The following is a 17,204-nucleotide window of genomic DNA, read 5'->3' on the forward strand; positions in this document are numbered from 1 at the left end:
AATAATTCTACATTACTCATAACGGTCTCCGCTACTGCATCTCGTGCCAGCCATGTGTCCCAATTTATAATTTCTCGGAATGTATCGTGAGATAGTCAAAAAACCAAAACATCTTGATATTGTAGGCACGCTAAGTGGATTTTTTTGGCGCGCAAGCCGGAGGATTTTAGCTTGGAGACTTAATCTTCGGCTTACGCTCGAGAGCTGTAATCGCAATCGATTGTAATGTCGATTCCCAGAATACTGCAGTAGTCCTTAGCGTCCGCTGTCGCCGCCAGTTAGCACGTCGTAAACATCGTAATAATCGTCTCCGCCCGTGTACTAAATGACATTGATTGAGATAAATTGCTTCCGTCCGCACTCTACTTCGTGATGTTTACTGAGCATGAGTTACCAACATCATCTGCTAGAACCACTCTTGCCTAAGGGTCGAGGGTGACGTAAATTTATTCGCAGCAATAACTCGCCGATTACGCGTCGCAACTTCTCTTGCAAGCGGACCAATTGCAGACATTTGTACAGTGTGGGGCGTGTCTCGAAGGAACCATTCCATTAACTGCCATTCACGCGGTCAAGAAACTGTTTGGAGTTAGCGTGACAGCCTCATCTGTCCCACTTTCAAACAAAAAGTGAAACTTCAATCGAGCAGAGGAACCAGATGGTTAATCCACCGTTAAGCATTATCACTCGCGCGAGTGAGTTTAGGGAGGGCGCACCCTAAAGCTAACTTTCTGTGAAGGAATCAGCTTATGAGTATTTGGAAAAAAGCGGCCGTTGGTGCCGCAGTTGCCTCGGCGATGTTTGCAACTAGTGCGCAAGCTGCCCAGTTTTTGACCATAACCGGACCTAGCGGAACTTTTGGTGACGATAGCGTGACATGTGCAATCGGTAGCACTGCCCCTTGTTCATTCACTCGTAGCTTTGAATTTATTACTCCTGCTGGGTTTAATCTTACCAGTGTAGACATTTCATCGATTGCGACCACAAACCCGCTTACCAATATCGATTTTTCATCGGTTACGTTGAACGGGATAAACTTTAATACTGTTGCGACGGGCACACAAGAATTTCGAAACTTGTTAAATCAAAGTCTGGTGGCAGGCGGTAATAACGTGTTGAATGTTACCGGCACCTCTGGAGGTAACGCAGCATTTAGCGGCAATCTGTCGTTTTCGCAGATGGCTGCTGTGCCCGAGCCAACCACATGGATGTTGATGCTGATGGGTATGGCAGGAATCGGCTTCTCGATGCGTCGCAAGAAAGATACAACATTGCGCGTACGTTTCGCGTAATTTGTCAGCTCTCATTGGCTGCCTTCACGGGAACCGATGAACTATTACTCAGCGCATTAACTTCAAGACCTCTCAATTCAGTTTGGGAGGTCTATTTGTGTAGTAAATCACTATCGAAGCGCACCCTTAAACTAAGACCTTTGGCGCAATCCGTGGAGGGACAACACATCATACGATGCGCAGGTCGTGACATTGCAAATTTCGTTGTCTATAACCCCAAACATTCGTTTCGAGTTGAGTTCATGTCTGCTACCACCCAAATTTCGCCGTAGCGATTGGCGCTTTATCTATTGAATAGTTTTCGTAACTAGCCGTTTGACCGGCCGAATAACTTTTTAGTTCGCGCCTTCTGGGTTAATGTATCTCACCCCGCCGTTAATAATTGAGCCGTCGATATGAAAACCCCGATCCGCCTCAATGCTGTCACACGCGCAGACAGAAATGCCCTGATAAGTGATGTTGGCGATGCTGTTGCGGTGGCTGGCGGTTGGATCCAAGATGTTCATTTCTTTTCGAACATCTCGGTTGCATTGCACTTTGTAATATCGGCACAGTCCGGAATAAGGCTCGCGAAATCGCTAAAGGCCAGCCGATGACATTTGACGCCGATGACCTTTCAAAGCTCGCTGAATTAACTAAAACAGCCGCAAACGAGGACGTCACCTGCGCCTTGCAAATAACTTTCTCCCACAATGAACCTGATTTGCGCAGACATATTCCTAGCGTGCTTGGCTAAGTCGCAGTTTCGTACAATACCGCATAATTACGATGTAGGCTGATACGAAAAAGCTCAGTGCGCTCTGTCTGAATTGCGTTATTCAAAATTGTGGAGACATATAAATGTCGGATTTGTTGGAGCCGAAGCATCGCTACCCGATATGCGTGAATGGGGTCCGCTAAATCGACCCGAGTCTCGAATGGTAGCATCCGACTATTTTCGATAGAAGCGGACTAACGGGACACCACAACATAGCTGACAGCTGCAGATCTCCTTTTATACCTACTTCACGGACTATTCTGTACAATGCCAGAAAGGGCGCAGCTGCATCGCAAAGCATTGCATGATAATCGCTTTCCACGACTTAGCATCTACATTAACCATTCCTTAAGGGGAGATTCGTTGGGATATATCCCTGACTTTCGAGAGGATATATTATGGGATTATCTGTGCGTTCGTCTTCGCTCCGGAAGCGCTTGTTGTGTGTGACCACAGCAGCCATTGCTTTGGGTTATACGTTACCTTCCGCGGCTCAGGTCGGCCCTAATGAAGGCGGCGCCAGCAGCTCAAATGGTGAGGCGAGCATTGTCCGGCCATCATCGTCGGAAGAGTCACCGGGTATCGTTATTCGCGACGATCTCAACCCCAATTTACTTCCTCCAGCCGGCATCTTGGATGTCGGCGTCAATGGCGTTGGTCAGATGCTTGTCCGCGGTAATCCCGCGACTACAGGTCTGGGACTATGCACAGGCACATTAATCAACCCACGTACGGTCATATTTGCAGCGCATTGCGTCAACACACGCCCAGCCGAGGCATACGGCCCGAATGGTATCGCGAACGGCTTGCAGCCAAACGGTACACCCATTGCCTTTGCGTTCGAAGCCAATACGCTTCCCGCTGTGCGGCAATGGCTCGGGCTCGATGGCGGGGTTGCCGGAGCGACCAATCTATCGCGCTCATTATACAATGTTGAACAAGTTTGGTATGACCCACGCTCCTTAACATCGCCCGGCTCGGCTGGCTTCATCGTTGCTGACGTCGCTATCGCGACACTCGACACACCCGCGTTTGATGTCCCAACCTGGGCAATGTTGTTCTCGCCTCTCGATGGCCCGACTCATGCAATCATCACTGGCTACGGCAACGCTGGTCGGCAGAATCAAACCGCGGCCGGAACCGCGGGCGGTATCGCCATCGACTTCCGACGTCGCGCAGCCGAGAACATGATTTCGGTTTTAGGCTCGTTAAGTGACCGCGACGAATTCCTCTTCGGGTCAGGCAGTGTACTCCAGAATAATCTTTACATGGGCAGCTTTTCAGACCCGAACCCAGCTTACAATCCGGCTGCGGGTAAGTTCGATTTCGGCATCTTTGGTGACACGGCGCTCGCGCGTGAAGGCACTACTGCTGGAGGCGATTCAGGCGGTCCCTTGATTGCAGACCAGCGTTACGATCGTCCTGTCGTCGTTGGTGTACTCTCGGGGGGCTCGCGATTCTTCGGTACGCAACAGTTCCACAATTACGGATCACATAGCTTTTATCAGCCGCTCCATCTGTATTGGGACCTAATTGTCGCCAACAATCCGTATGTCTATGCAACCACAAAGGGCGGCGACGGCGCTTGGGAAAACGCTGGTCACTGGGTCCAGATGATGGATCCAAGTTATTTAACTGATGTCGACGGACAGTTAGTAAACGATTTGCCTGACACGCCAGCTCAGGGCATCTCGCCTGGCGGGGCTAAGTTTGGCAAGGTTTGCTTCCTGACCGACTGCACTACTTTGAGCGGACAAGAGGCCGAGGGTAGCGGGACGCCGATCTTCATTGCCGGCGGCCCAGGTTCATTAAATTTTGTTCCTAATAATGTGGTGGCCAACCCCAAGGCAGGCCTCCGATCACGCTATTATGATGTTACGCTGGCTGCGGCAGGTAACACGACGCTGTCATCTGCGGTGACGATAGACAGGATGACGCTTAACGGCTTAACGAAGCTTACCGTCAATATAGGCGGTTCGCTCAATGTCCTTGGTGAGTTCAACCAGATGCAGGGTTGGACGCAAGCAGACGGACTCGTACGCAGCGGCGGCGATATGCTGTTCCTGAACGGCCTAGTATCCGGATCTGGCACGTTGCGAGCACAATTTGTCACTGTTGTCGGGGCAATTGTCGCTCCCGGCGGTGCCGACACGGTAAATACGCTTACGGTTAACGGTGATATGATCATGGCGTCCGCTTCGTCACTGTTCATCGACGCAGGCAGAGCAGGCGCAGACAAACTCGCCGTCACTGGAACTTTAGCGTTGAACGGTGGCTCCATTGTCTTCAACAAAGCCCCCGGTGCGGCACCGAGGGATGGACAGAGCTTCACCATCGCCACTTCTGGGGCTGGAATCGATGGTGCATTTAGCACCGTATATTCATTCCAAGGAGTATTGCGGCCTGAACTGACTTATAACGTTAACGATATCGTGGCGACGCTCCGCGCGGGGAGCCTCGTACAGATTATAACCGGAGCTAATCCGACAGAACTTGCGTTTGCCAAGGCGCTCGATACGCTGCGAGCGGGTTCTTACAATAGTCTAGCTGGCCTATATGGCTCCATTGATCTTATGGGCTCGGCTCAGCTTGCAAGCACACTGAGCGCTCTTGCGCCTTCGATGGTCTCAGAAACGAACTCGCTGCAGGAGCGGCAGAGCAGAGTCATGCTCGGGGCAGTTACCGACCGTCTGTCTATGCTTGGTACGGGCTCAACCGGGACAATGAGCGTTATCGGTTCGCCAAATGCCATGTTTTTAGCTGGAACTGCGGGCGCAAGCGGTGCTGCCGCTTTGCCAATGGGACTTTCCCACGGCCTGATGCCTAATACTTCCGTAGGCGGGTTGCCCGAAGGTATGACCGGATTTGTATCGGGTGGAAATTCTATTAATAACTCGACGGTGAGTGGGAAAAGTGCAGGACTTATGGGTGGCCAGCGGTCGTCACATGCCAGCATGGGGTTAGAAATGGAGATTGCTGACGGGCTAACGCTAGGCACCGCTGTCGGCTATGCCCGTGGATTCAGCGCCTCGGGACGTTTAGGCCAGACAGATTCAAAACTCAGTCAGATGATTGCGTACGGTTCGTATCAGCTAGGAGGCGGCGCCTATGTCGCTGCACTTGCCGCTGCGGAAAGCGGCAATGCTGATCTCCGGCGCACCGCAAGCACCGGGCAAGCCACAATTGATTTGTACGGCGCGTCAAGGTCGGAACGTTACAGCGCGATGGCCGAAACAGGCTTTAACATTTTTATGGGATCCGATTTTACGCTAACACCGCGGGCATCGCTGAGCTACGCGTCCCTCCAATTTGGCGGCTTTAGCGAGTCTGGAGGTGAGCTTGCGCTTGAACTTGACGATCTGAAACTTCGGCGTCTCGAAAGTCGGCTCGGATTTAAGATTGGCGGCGCTAAAAAACTGGCGGCAGGGTGGGCGTTTGCACCACGTTTTCAAGCAGACTATGTCTCCAATCTTGGTGGCAACGGAAATGCTATGAGAGTACGGTTTGCCAATGCTCCTGATTATTCTTTCGTGCTTCCCATGGCCGGCAGCGATGGCAGCTATACCGAAGTGAAGGGAGGGCTCTCGTTAAGTAACTCTAACGTGAGCTTCGGTGCTGGCTTGGAGACCACGCAAAACCGCAGTGGCTTCAAGGATGACCGTGCAGTTGTTGACTTCGCTTTCCGATTTTAGGGCGCAATATCTGCGGGTATGACGTATGTTTGAGCCTGTCGGAGCCACATTTCTGGTGCTAGTATTTTACCTTGCGCAAGATGGACTTCGATAGGCTTTACCCACACCGATTGATGCGAGCGACTGAAACGGTGAAGCCTAAGCCAACCGTGAGCAAAGCCACCCGATCGAATTCTCCATCGGGCTCACGGCTTTCTACCCACAGTAGGCCCTTACAAGATATCCTCGTTCGTCGAGTTCCAGGTTGATCCGGTCAGTGCGGTAATCCATTGTGATAGCCTCGCCAGAGTGTATCAAGCGCGCAACATCTGCTCCGCTGACTTTCAATATTTCTGTTTTCGCCGGATCATCTATATCACGCCCAACCCACCGCTGCACCGGTATACCGTCGCATTGGCGCATCTCGTTCGATGAAAGCGGTTGGCTCATGGCCGCACTCGACTGAACGCTGTGGCTGGCACATCCATGAATTACAGTCAACAATACGAGCAGTCCAATGAGGTTACGCACTTTCATCATCTTCGACATTACAACGTTCCTGTCTAACTCTGTTGGAGGCGTGCGCCTGGCATTTTACTAAAAATTCCATAAAGGCAGTCGGGTTTTATTTTGTTTTTCATAGAGATCAAACGCCCGATCGAAGGCAGAAAGCATTTATCAGGACAATTGCCCGACAGGGCTGGTTTTGAGTTCGATTATCTGAAGCGGCCTGTCGGCTACCACCCAAATCCAATCATTCCTGAAGTTTTTCGAATTTGCAGGAAGCGGACATTCGTTCAGGCCACTGTCTAAATGGACTTCTCATGATCTGTTCCGGACCAGCCGGTCCGTAGGTCCTGCGTAGGTTACTTTTTGTAATCTTATTGGACCAAAGCACTTTCACTAAGGAAAACGCCAAAACCGGAACTCCGAACAGTTTGGGTCTGGCGTGGGTCCTTGGCGAACGCACAACCGCAATCACTTAAAACACGCAGATATCCTTGTATTCCAGCCGTGCTTCCCTTGCTTTGGTAATGACCAGGTCGGGAGTTCAATCCCCAGCAGAAATGGCTTTAACCTTACTGTGAGAATGCTTCCTACGACAGGCACATAAATCAGCAAGCCGCGTGGGTATGCTGTGGGTCGTGCTTTGGGGTTTATGTATCGTCCAACCAATGAATCGCCTACACAATTGCACGTGTGTCAGCCTGTTATTGGGAATGTAATCATAAATTCGGTTCCATGATGTTGTGGGATCACGGATAAATTGTCAGATATTGCTTCAGCAAGCTCTTTACGATTTTCATCCCGAAGCCGTTGGTCGCGGCAACGTCAAAGCCTTGGGGCAGCCACCACCATTATCGCTTAAAGAAATTTGTATCTGCTGTTCTGATGATGAAACCGTGATCGCAAGCTCACCGGCCCCTGTTTCATCAAACGCGTATTTCAAGGCGTTGGTCAAAAGTTCGCCGATAATTAAGGCGAGGGATATAGCGCGGTCCATCTCGAGTTCGACATCTGCAAGCTCAATAAAACTCAGTTTGATTGCGTCATTTTCTGAAAAGGCGCTTACGGTTTCGGTTGCAAAGTCACGAATATAACGCCCAAGATTAACGCTGTTATGTCCTTCATCCTGGTACAGATGATAATGTAACCTATTCACCACATCTACGCGTGCGCAGGCTTCTTTCAACTGTCCCCCGTCAGCACCAATGGCACAGATTTGATGTTGTGATTTAAGGAGTGTTTTGGTCTCATCGTAGTGACGAAGGAACGAAGATGAGACCAAAACACTCTGGCCAACCCAAGGCCTCCGCCGAACGTGTCGTAAAGGATATTCGCCGTGCAACCCGGCGGCATTTTTCTGCTGAAGACAAGATCAGGATCGTGCTGGAAGGCCTGCGCGGGGAAGACAGTATAGCCGAGCTGTGCCGCAAGGAGGGCATAGCGCAGAGCTTGTATTACACATGGTCGAAGGAGTTCATGGAAGCTGGCAAGCGTAGGCTTGCAGGCGATCCCGCTCGCGCTGCCACCAGCGGCGAAGTGCAGGATCTGCGCCGTGAGGCGCGTGCCTTGAAGGAGTGCGTGGCTGATCTGGCCCTTGAGAACCGGTTGCTCAAAAAAAGCATGATCGCGGATTGGGACGACGACGCATGAGGTATCCAGCCTCGGAGAAGCTCGAGATCATCAGGATCGTCGAGCAGTCGCATGCCGCGGCGAGATGGAACTCGTCTTTCGCTGGCGCCGTGAGACGAGATAGGCGTTGGTAGTGGCAATATTGCGCGCCAGGTCTCGAGCGCCTTCGTGGATCGAGCGGGTGACCTTGCGAGCGGGCATGTTCGGCGTGCATCGCTGCCGGAGTTCGCACCCCTGGCAGTCCTGCTGAGGTGCGCGATAGCGGATGATTTCATCCTTATTGATCCCGGTTCGCGGCTTGCTGAAGTTGCGATTGGACCGGCGCAGGCGGAAGCCGCCGGGGCAGATGTAGCTGTCATCCTCGTGGTCGTAGGTAAAGTCCGCGCGCTCGAAGCTGCCATCGCAGCGACCAGACCTGTCGAACACCGGGATATGCGGCTCGATGCTCTTGTCCTCTATCAGCCAGGCCAGGTTCGCGGCTGATCCATAGGCCGTGTCGGCCACAAGGCGCTCTGGCCAGATGCCGAAGCGCTCCTGTGTGCGGTCGATCATTCTGCGCTGGGCGGTCACTTCGGCCTACCGGACAGAGGTCGTCGCCTTGACATCGACGATTACCGCGTGATCGAGCTCGATCAGGTAATTGGTGCTGTAGGAATAGAACGCCGCCTCGCGCGTTGCCGCAGTCCAACGCGATGCAGGATCGGTGATGGTGATCCGCTTGGGCGTGACCGGCGTTGCACCGCCGAACGCAGCGTCATCCAGCACTTGCAGGTACTCGCTGACGGCGCGGCCGGCCGCCTCAGGCGGCAGGCCTTCTTCGCCAGGCACCGATCGCTGCCGGTGAACATCGGCGCAGATAAGACTTGCATCGATTGCGAAGCCTTCACCGCCAACCAACCCTTCGGCCATGCAGCGCTCGACGGTCATCTCGAACAGCTGGCGCAGCAGGTCACTGTCGCGGAAGCGGCCATGCCTGTTTTTTGAGAAGGTCGAGTGATCGGGCACCGCGCCATCAAGACCAAGTCGGCAGAACCAGCGATAGGCAAGGTTGAGATGGACCTCATGCAGAGCCGCCGCTCCGACCGGATCCCCATGCAATAACCGACGATCAGCATCCGGATCATCAGTTCAGGGTCGATTGAGGACCGCCCCGTGTTGCTGTAATAGGGCCGAACATGCTCGCGGATGCCGTCCAGATCAACGAAGCGGTCGATCGAACGCAGCAAATTACCCGCTGGCACATGGTCCTCGACGCTGAAGCTGTAAAACAGCGCTTCCTGCATCACCGTTCGCTCGCCCATCATCAGCATAACTCCCAACTACAGTTACCTTGAATCAGAACATGCTCCCCTCTTCAAGTGGAGTTTTTCAACAGAATAGGGCGCAAAGCTGCCATCGCCGCTATCTCGATACCAAGCACTGATTACGTCGCTATAAACACCGGCATCACCGCCTAGCCATATCTGCCATATTCAAAAGTCTCCCGGTATCGACGGCCGCCAGAAACTGAACGACGCTATCGACCTGATCGTCGTGTTTGAAATGCGGAAAACTGATCAGCTCATCCTCAAATGTTTTAAGCCATGGTGCATCATTGGGAACGTAGACCTCGCCGCGTTCAAATTTCGGCGACTGCTGTGAAGCACGATCCTGTTTAGATCCTGATGGACTAATATTCACAATCCAAAACCTGCGGGTATGGTTCCGAATGTTCTGGTACAGGCTAATGCCGGAACCAGCTTTTTCAACGATGACAAGATTGGCATCCCATTTTTCACGCTGCCTGTACACCGCCCGCTCGAGGTCAGGAAACTGCAGGCGCTCGCGGAATATATCGAGCAGGACGTACCGTTTACCGCAAAGTGCCCAGGTTGAACACACGCTGTAGTCGTTTCCTTCAGCAACCTCGTAAGCTGTATCCCAACTTTGAAAAATGCCTTGTATCTCATGTACCGCCGGACATTTGTCGTACCGCTTCAACCACTGTAGCTTGAACAAGGCCCCTCCTGGTGGGAGAGGGCGTTGATTATACTGCGCCTCAAAATCCTGCTCAGTCATTTCAGCGCGCAGACGTCGGATTTCTTCCTCGCCAAAACGAGCTTCGTGAAGCAGATTCCCCGCGGGCCGATTAGCGAATGTGCCTGGAATCAGTTCGATTTCCTGATCCTGCCAGGCTATCATCGGCAAAGTTAGCTCTTCCCAACTTCCCATAGCCGCCAATTGGCCGGGTAGATCCTCGGGTTGAAGCCTTTGGGCGACGACAACAATCTTCCCGGTTTTCTGATTATTCAGCCGACTTGAGACCGTGTTAGAATACCAGGCTATGGCGCTAGCCATAATGGTTTGAGACAATGCGTCGCCAGCCTTAATCGGATCATCGATGACAATGAAGTCCGCGCCTCTACCCGTTAAGGAACCACCAACGGACGTCGAGAGACGGTAACCGCCACGTGTTGTTTTAACTTCGTCAACCGATGCCTTCTTCGCATCGATATGAACATTTGGGAAAACGGCCCGATACCATGGGGTTTGCATCAAGCGTCTCATCTCGAATGCGAACTCGTTCGATAAAGCCTGCGCATAGGACGCACAGATAATCTTTGCGGACGGGTTTTTGCCAAGTATCCATGCTGGAAAGCAGACACTGCCTAAAAAGCTCTTCATCGTGCGCGGTGGCATGGTAATAATCAGTCGCATGATTTCACCCTTTTCGACACGGTCTAGCTGCCGGGCGATGGCCAGAATATGCCAGTTATCCATGTACGGCACATCGTGAAGTTCGCTGAAGGCGCGCTGCGCAAAAACGTAGAAATCATCGCGAGCCAGTTGCCGCACCGATTTTGCTAGTGATGTTGCATCAGTCGTTGTCACCGCTTGCCTCCCCCTCATCCGCGGCGTCACCGGGTTGGTGCATCGCAAGGTAGTTTTGCAGTGTTTCGAGGTCAGCCTTTGTTTCCTCAGCGGTCGGCAAGATAGAATGTTCTTCAGGGCCGTAACGCTCGTAAAGCGCGATCAGCTTTTCGATGGCTTTTAGATCCCCGGCCGCGGCCTTATTGGCAAGTTGGATCATTGCCGCTTCGATCTTGCTTATTTTCTTTATTTTGCCATTGGCTTTGGATGAAACCTTGGCACCGGTCGCAGAAGTTACGATGGTCTTCAGATTCTTGGCGCCTTTGGGTTTGCCCTTGCCCGGACCATTCCCATGAGGGAACTGCGTGTGCTTTGGCGGCTTGCCATAGCCGACCTTATACTCCTGCCCATCGGCTGACTGATCCCCCTGCCCCTGCGGATTGTTTGCGTCGTCGTCAAATTCGTCTTTCATGATTTTCCCCCTAATAAAGCTGGTGATCACTTATCGTGCTGGGTCTGGCGCCCGTCGGCTCTGGGCCAGTGCTTCGAAGGTTTGGTTTGTGCCTGCGAGAACTGCCTGCTTGCCCGTGAGGCGCTGCCAGCGCATAATGGTGACATCGACGAAGCCTGGCTCAAGTTCGATGCCGTAACAGCGGCGTCCAGTCTTCTCAGCCGCGATCAACGTGGTGCCGCTGCCCAGAAATGGGTCGAGTACAGCCTCGCCAGACAAGGTCACATCGAGGATTGCATCTACACAAAGTTCGACAGGCTTTGGCGTCGCGTGCTCGCCCAGCATTTCATGGGCAGAGGAACCAGGCCTATTGGCCCCGGGCATGCACCACACATTGCAGCGGTCGCGCCCGTTCTTTCCAAGGCCGATATTGTTAGTACGCGGCTTGTCACCCTTGCACAGGACGGCAATAAGTTCGTGAGCAGATCTGTAAAAAGCGCCCATGGCTCCGGACTGCTTATACCAAACGACAAGGTTCAGCAGTGTAAGATGCGCTGCAAAACCGGCCCGATAAAGCTTGTCAATGGAACGCCAGTCCATGAATCCATAGAACACACCGCCGGCGACCAAATGTGCAACCGCACATATGATGGTAGCCTCAAGAAAGGCGGCAAACTCGGCATCGGACATCTCGCCAGAGGCCATCTTGAACTCGGCGTGCTTCTTCTTGCCAAGGCCGCTTACATTGTTGCCTATACAAACATTATAGGGAAAATCGGCAATGATAATCGCGACAAGCACGCCCAGCAGCAGTTTTTCGTAGACGCTGGGCTCGAGCGCGCTCCCGCAAACGACCCGATGGTCCTCCAGCTCCCATATGTCGCCCAGTTGGGTAACAGGGTCTGAAGGAGGGTCATCTACCTGGTCTTCCTCCTCATCGGAACCATCATCGAGCATGATGATGTCCTGCTCTTGCAGAGTAAATCCTGTTGACCCAAGATCGACATCTAGTTCGAGCAACTCAGTGAACTCAATCTTGAGGAGATCTAAATCCCATTCGCCCGTTTCCGCTGTCCGGTTGATCGCCAAAGCAAGCTTGCGGCGATCGGTATTTGACAGATGGCCACAGTCTATCGCAGGCACCTGCATCAGTCCCAACTGCTTGGCGGCTGCAACGCGAGTTACGCCATCAATTACGTGATTGTTGGCAATTAAGACTGGTTTGCAAAAGCCGAGATCAGCAATGGATGCTATAACGCATTCGAGTTGATCTGGCGTTGTGCGCCGCGCGTGATGCGGTGACGATGTCAACTCCGATACCGGAACCATCGAAATTTGAAGATCGGGAAGCAGATCATTGCGTCCACCCTGCCCTGCTCTATCTGCTGTTCGGCGGTCAGCGGCTAAAGCTTCTCTGCGCCCTTTTGTCTTAACCAGCTTTTGTTGAGCAAACTTACTTTTACCCAGATTTGTCTTACTACTCATTTCAATTCCCCTTAAGAACAAAAACCCGTCGCCGCTGTTGCGGGACGGGTCTGTTCTGGAAGAACATTGACCCCGCCACGCCTCAGCGTAAACAAAGTCGACCATATCCTTCCAAGGTGATCGAACCCCATAAGAGCCATCGATGGGCGAGAGTTGCAACAAAAAAATGCGTGTTGCTGAGATTTTGCCTGCTGATCGGCGCAGACCTCTCAGTATTGGCAGTTTGACTGGACTTGATAGCGCAACAGAGCGATGTCGGACCGCATGATGCACCAAGGCCAAAAATCACCCAGATGCGGTTTTTGCACGTGGGCTGGACGAGGGCGGGATTAAATGTCTATCCTCGAACTACGCCTAAAGCCCGCAACCCTAGTCCAATACAATCTACCCGACATTCTTTATCCCATTTCGCTTGAAACCTTTGATGCGGCGCTTGGCGGCGAAGCAGAATTAGACTTCGGGCAAATGCTCTACGAACTTCAGAAGTGCAGCCGTGAAGGCGACGCCGACTGGCAGCATCATGAGCCTGCAATGGATCGCCTCGCGCAATTGATTTCACCCGATGACCCGCGACCTGTCCTTTCGGCAACAGGAGAAAACTGGTGGTTGGAAGTTGGACCTGTCGACCTCGACGGACCAATTGTAACTGTTCAGCGCGGTGATGTGCTGATTGCCGCAATGAGCGCGACTGCAGAAGACAGATTGCGCGTTGCGTCATATCGGCCGCTCGATGGCAAGAGCGCAAGTTATCTGCTCAATTTGGGGCTTAAGCCACATCGTGAGCATGGCGTTTGTATGCGCCCGAATAACTGGGAATATGCTCTGGATTGTTCAGCCGGTTCCGGGAATTTTTATGCGGCCGAACGCGGCGAGGCTTATCTTTCATACTGGCAAAGCGGAATTGGAAACATCGCTGACGGCTCCCAAGATCCGCATTGGCTTGCCATGAAATATCTGATGAGCCGCCCAGCCTCCCTAACCGTCGCTGAACTTGGTATCCAATACAGCCTCGCCGATACCTGACTTAGATCAATCTGCCGGCAATTTTTAGCATCCCAATAGTACCGAGCGGCGCGCTGTTGTTGAGCCCCGTAAATCCCCGTTATTTACAGTAACGCAATTAATTGGACTGAAAATAGAAAAATATTCCCGGTTTTGGTTGTCGGGAATTTTGTCTCAAGTCCGGCTAAATGCCTGGACCTTGAAACGCCAATATTACATTTTATGGCCCCAAATTGCAAAAATTCCCGGTATATTCCCGTAAAACCGGGTATTTTCCAGCAGAGACCGTATCGAGCAGGACTGCGTGCTGCACCAGGTAATTTTCCCAATGAAAACATGCTTAAATATTTAGTGTATTGCCCAGATAGGCGCGCAGTGGCCGCGACTTGCGGCATTTCGAAGTACGATTGGTTGCCAATAGATAAGCCAGTATTAGGCCGAGACCCGCCCTTCCGCTTTCGGCATCTAAATGCGATATGACCGACCACAAATTTGGCGTCACTCCCGTTGGCACAACGTTTCAACAGGGTTTTTAGGTGAATCCTTGAGATTCAAAAGCGATAGAAGCCCTTGCTCGAACATCTTGCGATTTTACGGGAAACGACCGGAAAAAATCTTCCTTTGTCAGCATTTTATTTCGTCGGCGGACATCGTCGGCCCAATGGCTCGCGCCGTTGTCATGTCCTGCAAGCGCGTGCGTGACCACAGCAATCATGGCAATGAGGACGTGTGCGCCAGGAGAACGTGCAGCTTTATCGGCCCATCTAGCCGCCTCCTCATAATCCCCATCGCTCATGTGCGATAACGCACGGGTGCCAAGCATTGCATAATAAAGTGGATCCAGCGGACTAAGCCGCATGGCCAAATCTACATTTTCTCGGGATTTGGCACCTTGTCCTGACAATGCTTCGGTCCAGGCACGGGCATAGATGCCCTGAGCATAATTGGGACTTATGTTCGTCGAACGCTCGAGCCAACCCAGGCTATTGTTCAGGTCGCCAGTTAGCCAAAACGAGCGGCCCATGACGAAATTTACGAATGGATCCACTGGGTCCCGATCCATTGCGCAATCGGCGAACCTTCGCGCGAGATCGGCCTCGGAAGCAACATCTTGGGTATTGCGCAAAAACGCAGTCTGAAAATGGACGAATGACAAACCGGCATAAGCCCGGGCAAACATGGGGTCTTTAGATACAGCCAGCTTAAACAGGGACTCCGCTTGGGCGTTGTCCTGCCTGTTGAATCGATACATGTGTTGTAGACCCAAATGATAAGCCGACCAGGCGTCGAGGTTTTCGCTGTTTCCGACACGCGCATTCTCCGCTTCATATGCGGGGATCGCAATCTCCAACGCGGTCACGATGCGCGTGCGAATAGTATGACGAATATTGTGAATGTCGTCGATGGGACCGTGGAAGCGTTCAGCCCATATGATGCGATCACACTGGCTGTCCGTCAGTTCGACCAAAACTGTCAAAAGATGGCCCGAAAACTCAACGTTTCCAGCGAGACAATAACGCACGGCCAGCGTTCGGGCGATTGTCTCGACATTCTGGGTCCCGGGCTGGAATTGGAAGGAAGAGCCTCGCGCGATAATAGTAAGCCAACGGATGCGCGAAAGTTCAGCGATCAGCTCATGTGGCAGCGCCTCGCCAATGGCAAGGAACGGACCCGGATCACCGAGGACAGCAAAGGGCAAGATGGCGATGGAAGGCTGACCATGACAAGATAATAGTGACGTCTCGTTGGCGCGACTGGAAGTGCTTATTTCCGTCTTGCTTATCTCGACATGAGCTATGAATCGAAAGCCGCGGGCGTGGATTGTTTTGATGAGACGTTGCTGGGCTCCGTCATCTCCGAGCGATTGTCGCAGCGATTTGACGCGGCTCGAAATAGCACTTTCGGATATGAAGCGGCCACCCCAGACTTTATCAACGATCTCGTCTCTCGACACCAGGCGATCACTATTCTGAATAAGCAGTGTAAGCAACGCATAAACCTGCGGTTCGAGATGCACCGGAAGACTACGCAACCGCAGTTCTGCCTTGGCAAGATCAAGTTCAAACTGATCGAACCGGTAAATCATCCCGAAAAGCTAATCGAAAGAATTAAAACTTGCGAGCAATATTCAGGAAATGATCACGCGGTCTACAAGCTTCCGCTCTCTTGGCCTGTTAATTCGACACAATAGTATCAACCAATTTTTGGCTTCGGCCTATTTTTAAGGAAATCTAATGCACCACCATGCTCATGCATTGCCCATTTGTCTCGAACACGGAGAAATATGTATCCAGGCATACAATTGGGGTGACTTGAACGTTGCAAGAATACGCTTCCCGGCTGGAGCTGATGCGACGCCGTTACTTGAAGGTTTGCCCGATAATTTGTGTCAGTGCCCCCACTGGGGAACCGTGGTGAAAGGCTCAATCCACGTTCGCTATGCAGACGGCCGCAAGGAGACCGTTTGTGCAGGTGACGTATATTACTGGCCACCTGGACATACTGTCAGCGTCGATGAGGATTACGAGGCGCTGGAGTTCAGTCCCGCCGTAGAGATGACCGAAGTTATTGCCCATCTCAACAAAGCGCTCGGTAACTGATGTTGTTGTTATCGCCCCAACCCATGTTCCATATCATTCAAGGAGAAACCAGATGCCGCTTGTAACCATCGATGTCATCAAAGACGTATTCACCCCGGGCGAAAAGCAGCAACTGATTGCTAAGGTAACCGAAGCCATGATCGCGGTTGAAGGCGAAGCGCTGCGCGCCGTTACCTGGGTCCGTATTAACGAGTTTGAAAGCGGCGACTGGGCAATTGGTGGTCAGGCTCTGACAGCAGTCGACGTTCAGCAAATGGCCGGAAAAGTCGCCGCTTGAAACCTCCGATGTAGTGCATTCCGGAGAATAGTTATCCGATAGAAGCTATTTTTCCGCAGACCTATCAATTAATACCTAACGCCGCCATATCCGCTTCCGACGCATTGTTTTGTCGCATCTTTGCGAGATCGCTCGGATCGAAACTCGCTCCATAGAAAGGCGGCTGCATTACGGACTTCATAGCTTCAGACCGCATAAATGCCGTACATTCCTCTTTGGTAGGAAAGTTGTCTGCCGTCAGCTCGACTTCGTTTCCGTCAGGATCGTGATAGTATATAGAGCAGGTAAAGCCATGATTGACGCAAAGGGACGGCTGTATTCCAAGCCCCATTAGCCGCATATACTCGTCTGCAAGGTGGCTTAAGCTGTCGCAGGCAAAGCCGATATGGTCCACCCCACTCGCAACCTCGCTCTTTGGTTGTGTCTCGCCGTCGTCCCATATGACAAAGCGATGATGTTCCTCGTCGAAGCTCATGAATGCAGCAACTTCGTCACGATAAAGAACCTTTGCACCAAAGGCCTTGCCATACCAATCAATCGCGTCAGGCAGGTTCCGCGAGCGCAGACCAAAATGGGCGATGCTAAGCTTGCTCATCTCCGGCTCTTTCTATTAAAAAGCAATTAGGACATATTTGTGCCGGGTAAGGTTCGCAACACAAAATCCCTGCAGGTTGCATTGCGAT

The 17,204-nt window shown here is 52.2% G+C and carries 13 protein-coding genes and 2 pseudogenes; 6 read left to right on the forward strand and 9 right to left on the reverse strand.

The annotated features are described in order from the left end of the window. The first annotated feature begins 749 nt into the window (after positions 1 to 749). On the forward strand, positions 750 to 1,292 hold the full coding sequence (locus tag ACK4S7_RS04460) for an FxDxF family PEP-CTERM protein (protein ID WP_409644781.1): 543 nt from the start codon (positions 750 to 752) through the stop codon (positions 1,290 to 1,292). A 335-nt stretch (positions 1,293 to 1,627) separates the two neighbouring features. Here ACK4S7_RS04460 and ACK4S7_RS04465 read toward each other — a convergent pair whose 3' ends face one another. Further along, a complete protein-coding gene (locus ACK4S7_RS04465; RefSeq protein ID WP_409644783.1) occupies positions 1,628 to 1,798 on the reverse strand; it encodes a hypothetical protein in 171 nt (56 codons plus the stop codon). Between the two features lie 649 nt (positions 1,799 to 2,447). On the opposite strand from ACK4S7_RS04465, the gene ACK4S7_RS04470 reads away from it, so the two are divergent. After that, on the forward strand, positions 2,448 to 5,741 hold the full coding sequence (locus ACK4S7_RS04470) for an autotransporter domain-containing protein (RefSeq protein ID WP_409644785.1): 3,294 nt from the start codon (positions 2,448 to 2,450) through the stop codon (positions 5,739 to 5,741). 195 nt (positions 5,742 to 5,936) lie between these two features. On the opposite strand, the gene ACK4S7_RS04475 is transcribed toward ACK4S7_RS04470, so the two are convergent. Next, the gene (locus ACK4S7_RS04475; RefSeq protein ID WP_409644786.1) at positions 5,937 to 6,269 is read right to left on the reverse strand and encodes an I78 family peptidase inhibitor; all 333 of its coding nucleotides are present in this window, start codon (positions 6,267 to 6,269) and stop codon (positions 5,937 to 5,939) included. Positions 6,270 to 7,023: 754 nt separating this feature from the next. Continuing rightward, complete coding sequence (locus ACK4S7_RS04480; RefSeq protein WP_409644787.1) at positions 7,024 to 7,413, reverse strand: ATP-binding protein; 390 nt, start codon at positions 7,411 to 7,413, stop codon at positions 7,024 to 7,026. 86 nt (positions 7,414 to 7,499) lie between these two features. On the opposite strand from ACK4S7_RS04480, the pseudogene ACK4S7_RS04485 reads away from it, so the two are divergent. Further along, positions 7,500 to 7,972 (forward strand): annotated as a pseudogene (locus tag ACK4S7_RS04485) (transposase); the annotation flags it as partial. Here ACK4S7_RS04485 and ACK4S7_RS04490 read toward each other — a convergent pair. The 4 genes and pseudogenes from ACK4S7_RS04490 to ACK4S7_RS04505 form a co-directional block, all read right to left on the reverse strand. Next, a pseudogene (locus tag ACK4S7_RS04490) lies at positions 7,953 to 9,160 on the reverse strand (transposase); the annotation flags it as partial. The pseudogenes ACK4S7_RS04485 and ACK4S7_RS04490 overlap by 20 nt on opposite strands. Positions 9,161 to 9,302: 142 nt before the next feature. Then, on the reverse strand, positions 9,303 to 10,757 hold the full coding sequence (gene terL / locus ACK4S7_RS04495) for a phage terminase large subunit (protein ID WP_409644788.1): 1,455 nt from the start codon (positions 10,755 to 10,757) through the stop codon (positions 9,303 to 9,305). Further along, positions 10,714 to 11,178: a DUF5681 domain-containing protein gene (locus tag ACK4S7_RS04500; protein ID WP_409644789.1), complete on the reverse strand. Its 465-nt coding sequence runs from the start codon at positions 11,176 to 11,178 to the stop codon at positions 10,714 to 10,716. The genes terL and ACK4S7_RS04500 overlap by 44 nt, the downstream gene beginning before the upstream one ends. A 30-nt stretch (positions 11,179 to 11,208) precedes the next feature. Next, entirely contained in the window at positions 11,209 to 12,642 is a 1,434-nt protein-coding gene (locus ACK4S7_RS04505; RefSeq protein ID WP_409644790.1) for a DNA modification methylase, read from the reverse strand. Positions 12,643 to 12,975: 333 nt separating this feature from the next. On the opposite strand from ACK4S7_RS04505, the gene ACK4S7_RS04510 reads away from it, so the two are divergent. Further along, complete coding sequence (locus ACK4S7_RS04510; RefSeq protein WP_409644791.1) at positions 12,976 to 13,665, forward strand: hypothetical protein; 690 nt, start codon at positions 12,976 to 12,978, stop codon at positions 13,663 to 13,665. Positions 13,666 to 14,176: 511 nt separating this feature from the next. On the opposite strand, the gene ACK4S7_RS04515 is transcribed toward ACK4S7_RS04510, so the two are convergent. Next, positions 14,177 to 15,730 (reverse strand): winged helix-turn-helix domain-containing tetratricopeptide repeat protein, encoded by a 1,554-nt coding sequence (locus ACK4S7_RS04515; RefSeq protein ID WP_409644792.1) that lies wholly within the window; start codon positions 15,728 to 15,730, stop codon positions 14,177 to 14,179. Positions 15,731 to 16,058: 328 nt separating this feature from the next. On the opposite strand from ACK4S7_RS04515, the gene ACK4S7_RS04520 reads away from it, so the two are divergent. Next, the gene (locus ACK4S7_RS04520; protein WP_409644793.1) at positions 16,059 to 16,244 is read left to right on the forward strand and encodes a hypothetical protein; all 186 of its coding nucleotides are present in this window, start codon (positions 16,059 to 16,061) and stop codon (positions 16,242 to 16,244) included. A gap of 52 nt (positions 16,245 to 16,296) precedes the next feature. Next, on the forward strand, positions 16,297 to 16,521 hold the full coding sequence (locus ACK4S7_RS04525; RefSeq protein ID WP_409644794.1) for a tautomerase family protein: 225 nt from the start codon (positions 16,297 to 16,299) through the stop codon (positions 16,519 to 16,521). A 64-nt stretch (positions 16,522 to 16,585) separates the two neighbouring features. On the opposite strand, the gene ACK4S7_RS04530 is transcribed toward ACK4S7_RS04525, so the two are convergent. After that, entirely contained in the window at positions 16,586 to 17,116 is a 531-nt protein-coding gene (locus tag ACK4S7_RS04530) for a VOC family protein (protein ID WP_409644795.1), read from the reverse strand. Positions 17,117 to 17,204 lie beyond the last annotated feature (88 nt).

It is taken from the genome of Sphingorhabdus sp. (assembly GCF_046292425.1).
Taxonomy (GTDB): Bacteria; Pseudomonadota; Alphaproteobacteria; order Sphingomonadales; family Sphingomonadaceae; genus Sphingorhabdus_B.

What these genes read in the sequence shown, in the direction of transcription:
- ACK4S7_RS04460 (WP_409644781.1), top strand. Translation starts at nt 750, where the DNA reads ATGAGTATTTGGAAAAAAGCGGCCGTTGGTGCCGCAGTTGCCTCGGCG.
- ACK4S7_RS04465 (WP_409644783.1), bottom strand. Translation starts at nt 1,798, where the DNA reads ATGAACATCTTGGATCCAACCGCCAGCCACCGCAACAGCATCGCCAAC.
- ACK4S7_RS04470 (WP_409644785.1), top strand. Translation starts at nt 2,448, where the DNA reads ATGGGATTATCTGTGCGTTCGTCTTCGCTCCGGAAGCGCTTGTTGTGT.
- ACK4S7_RS04475 (WP_409644786.1), bottom strand. Translation starts at nt 6,269, where the DNA reads ATGTCGAAGATGATGAAAGTGCGTAACCTCATTGGACTGCTCGTATTG.
- ACK4S7_RS04500 (WP_409644789.1), bottom strand. Translation starts at nt 11,178, where the DNA reads ATGAAAGACGAATTTGACGACGACGCAAACAATCCGCAGGGGCAGGGG.
- ACK4S7_RS04505 (WP_409644790.1), bottom strand. Translation starts at nt 12,642, where the DNA reads ATGAGTAGTAAGACAAATCTGGGTAAAAGTAAGTTTGCTCAACAAAAG.
- ACK4S7_RS04510 (WP_409644791.1), top strand. Translation starts at nt 12,976, where the DNA reads ATGTCTATCCTCGAACTACGCCTAAAGCCCGCAACCCTAGTCCAATAC.
- ACK4S7_RS04515 (WP_409644792.1), bottom strand. Translation starts at nt 15,730, where the DNA reads ATGATTTACCGGTTCGATCAGTTTGAACTTGATCTTGCCAAGGCAGAA.
- ACK4S7_RS04525 (WP_409644794.1), top strand. Translation starts at nt 16,297, where the DNA reads ATGCCGCTTGTAACCATCGATGTCATCAAAGACGTATTCACCCCGGGC.
- ACK4S7_RS04530 (WP_409644795.1), bottom strand. Translation starts at nt 17,116, where the DNA reads ATGAGCAAGCTTAGCATCGCCCATTTTGGTCTGCGCTCGCGGAACCTG.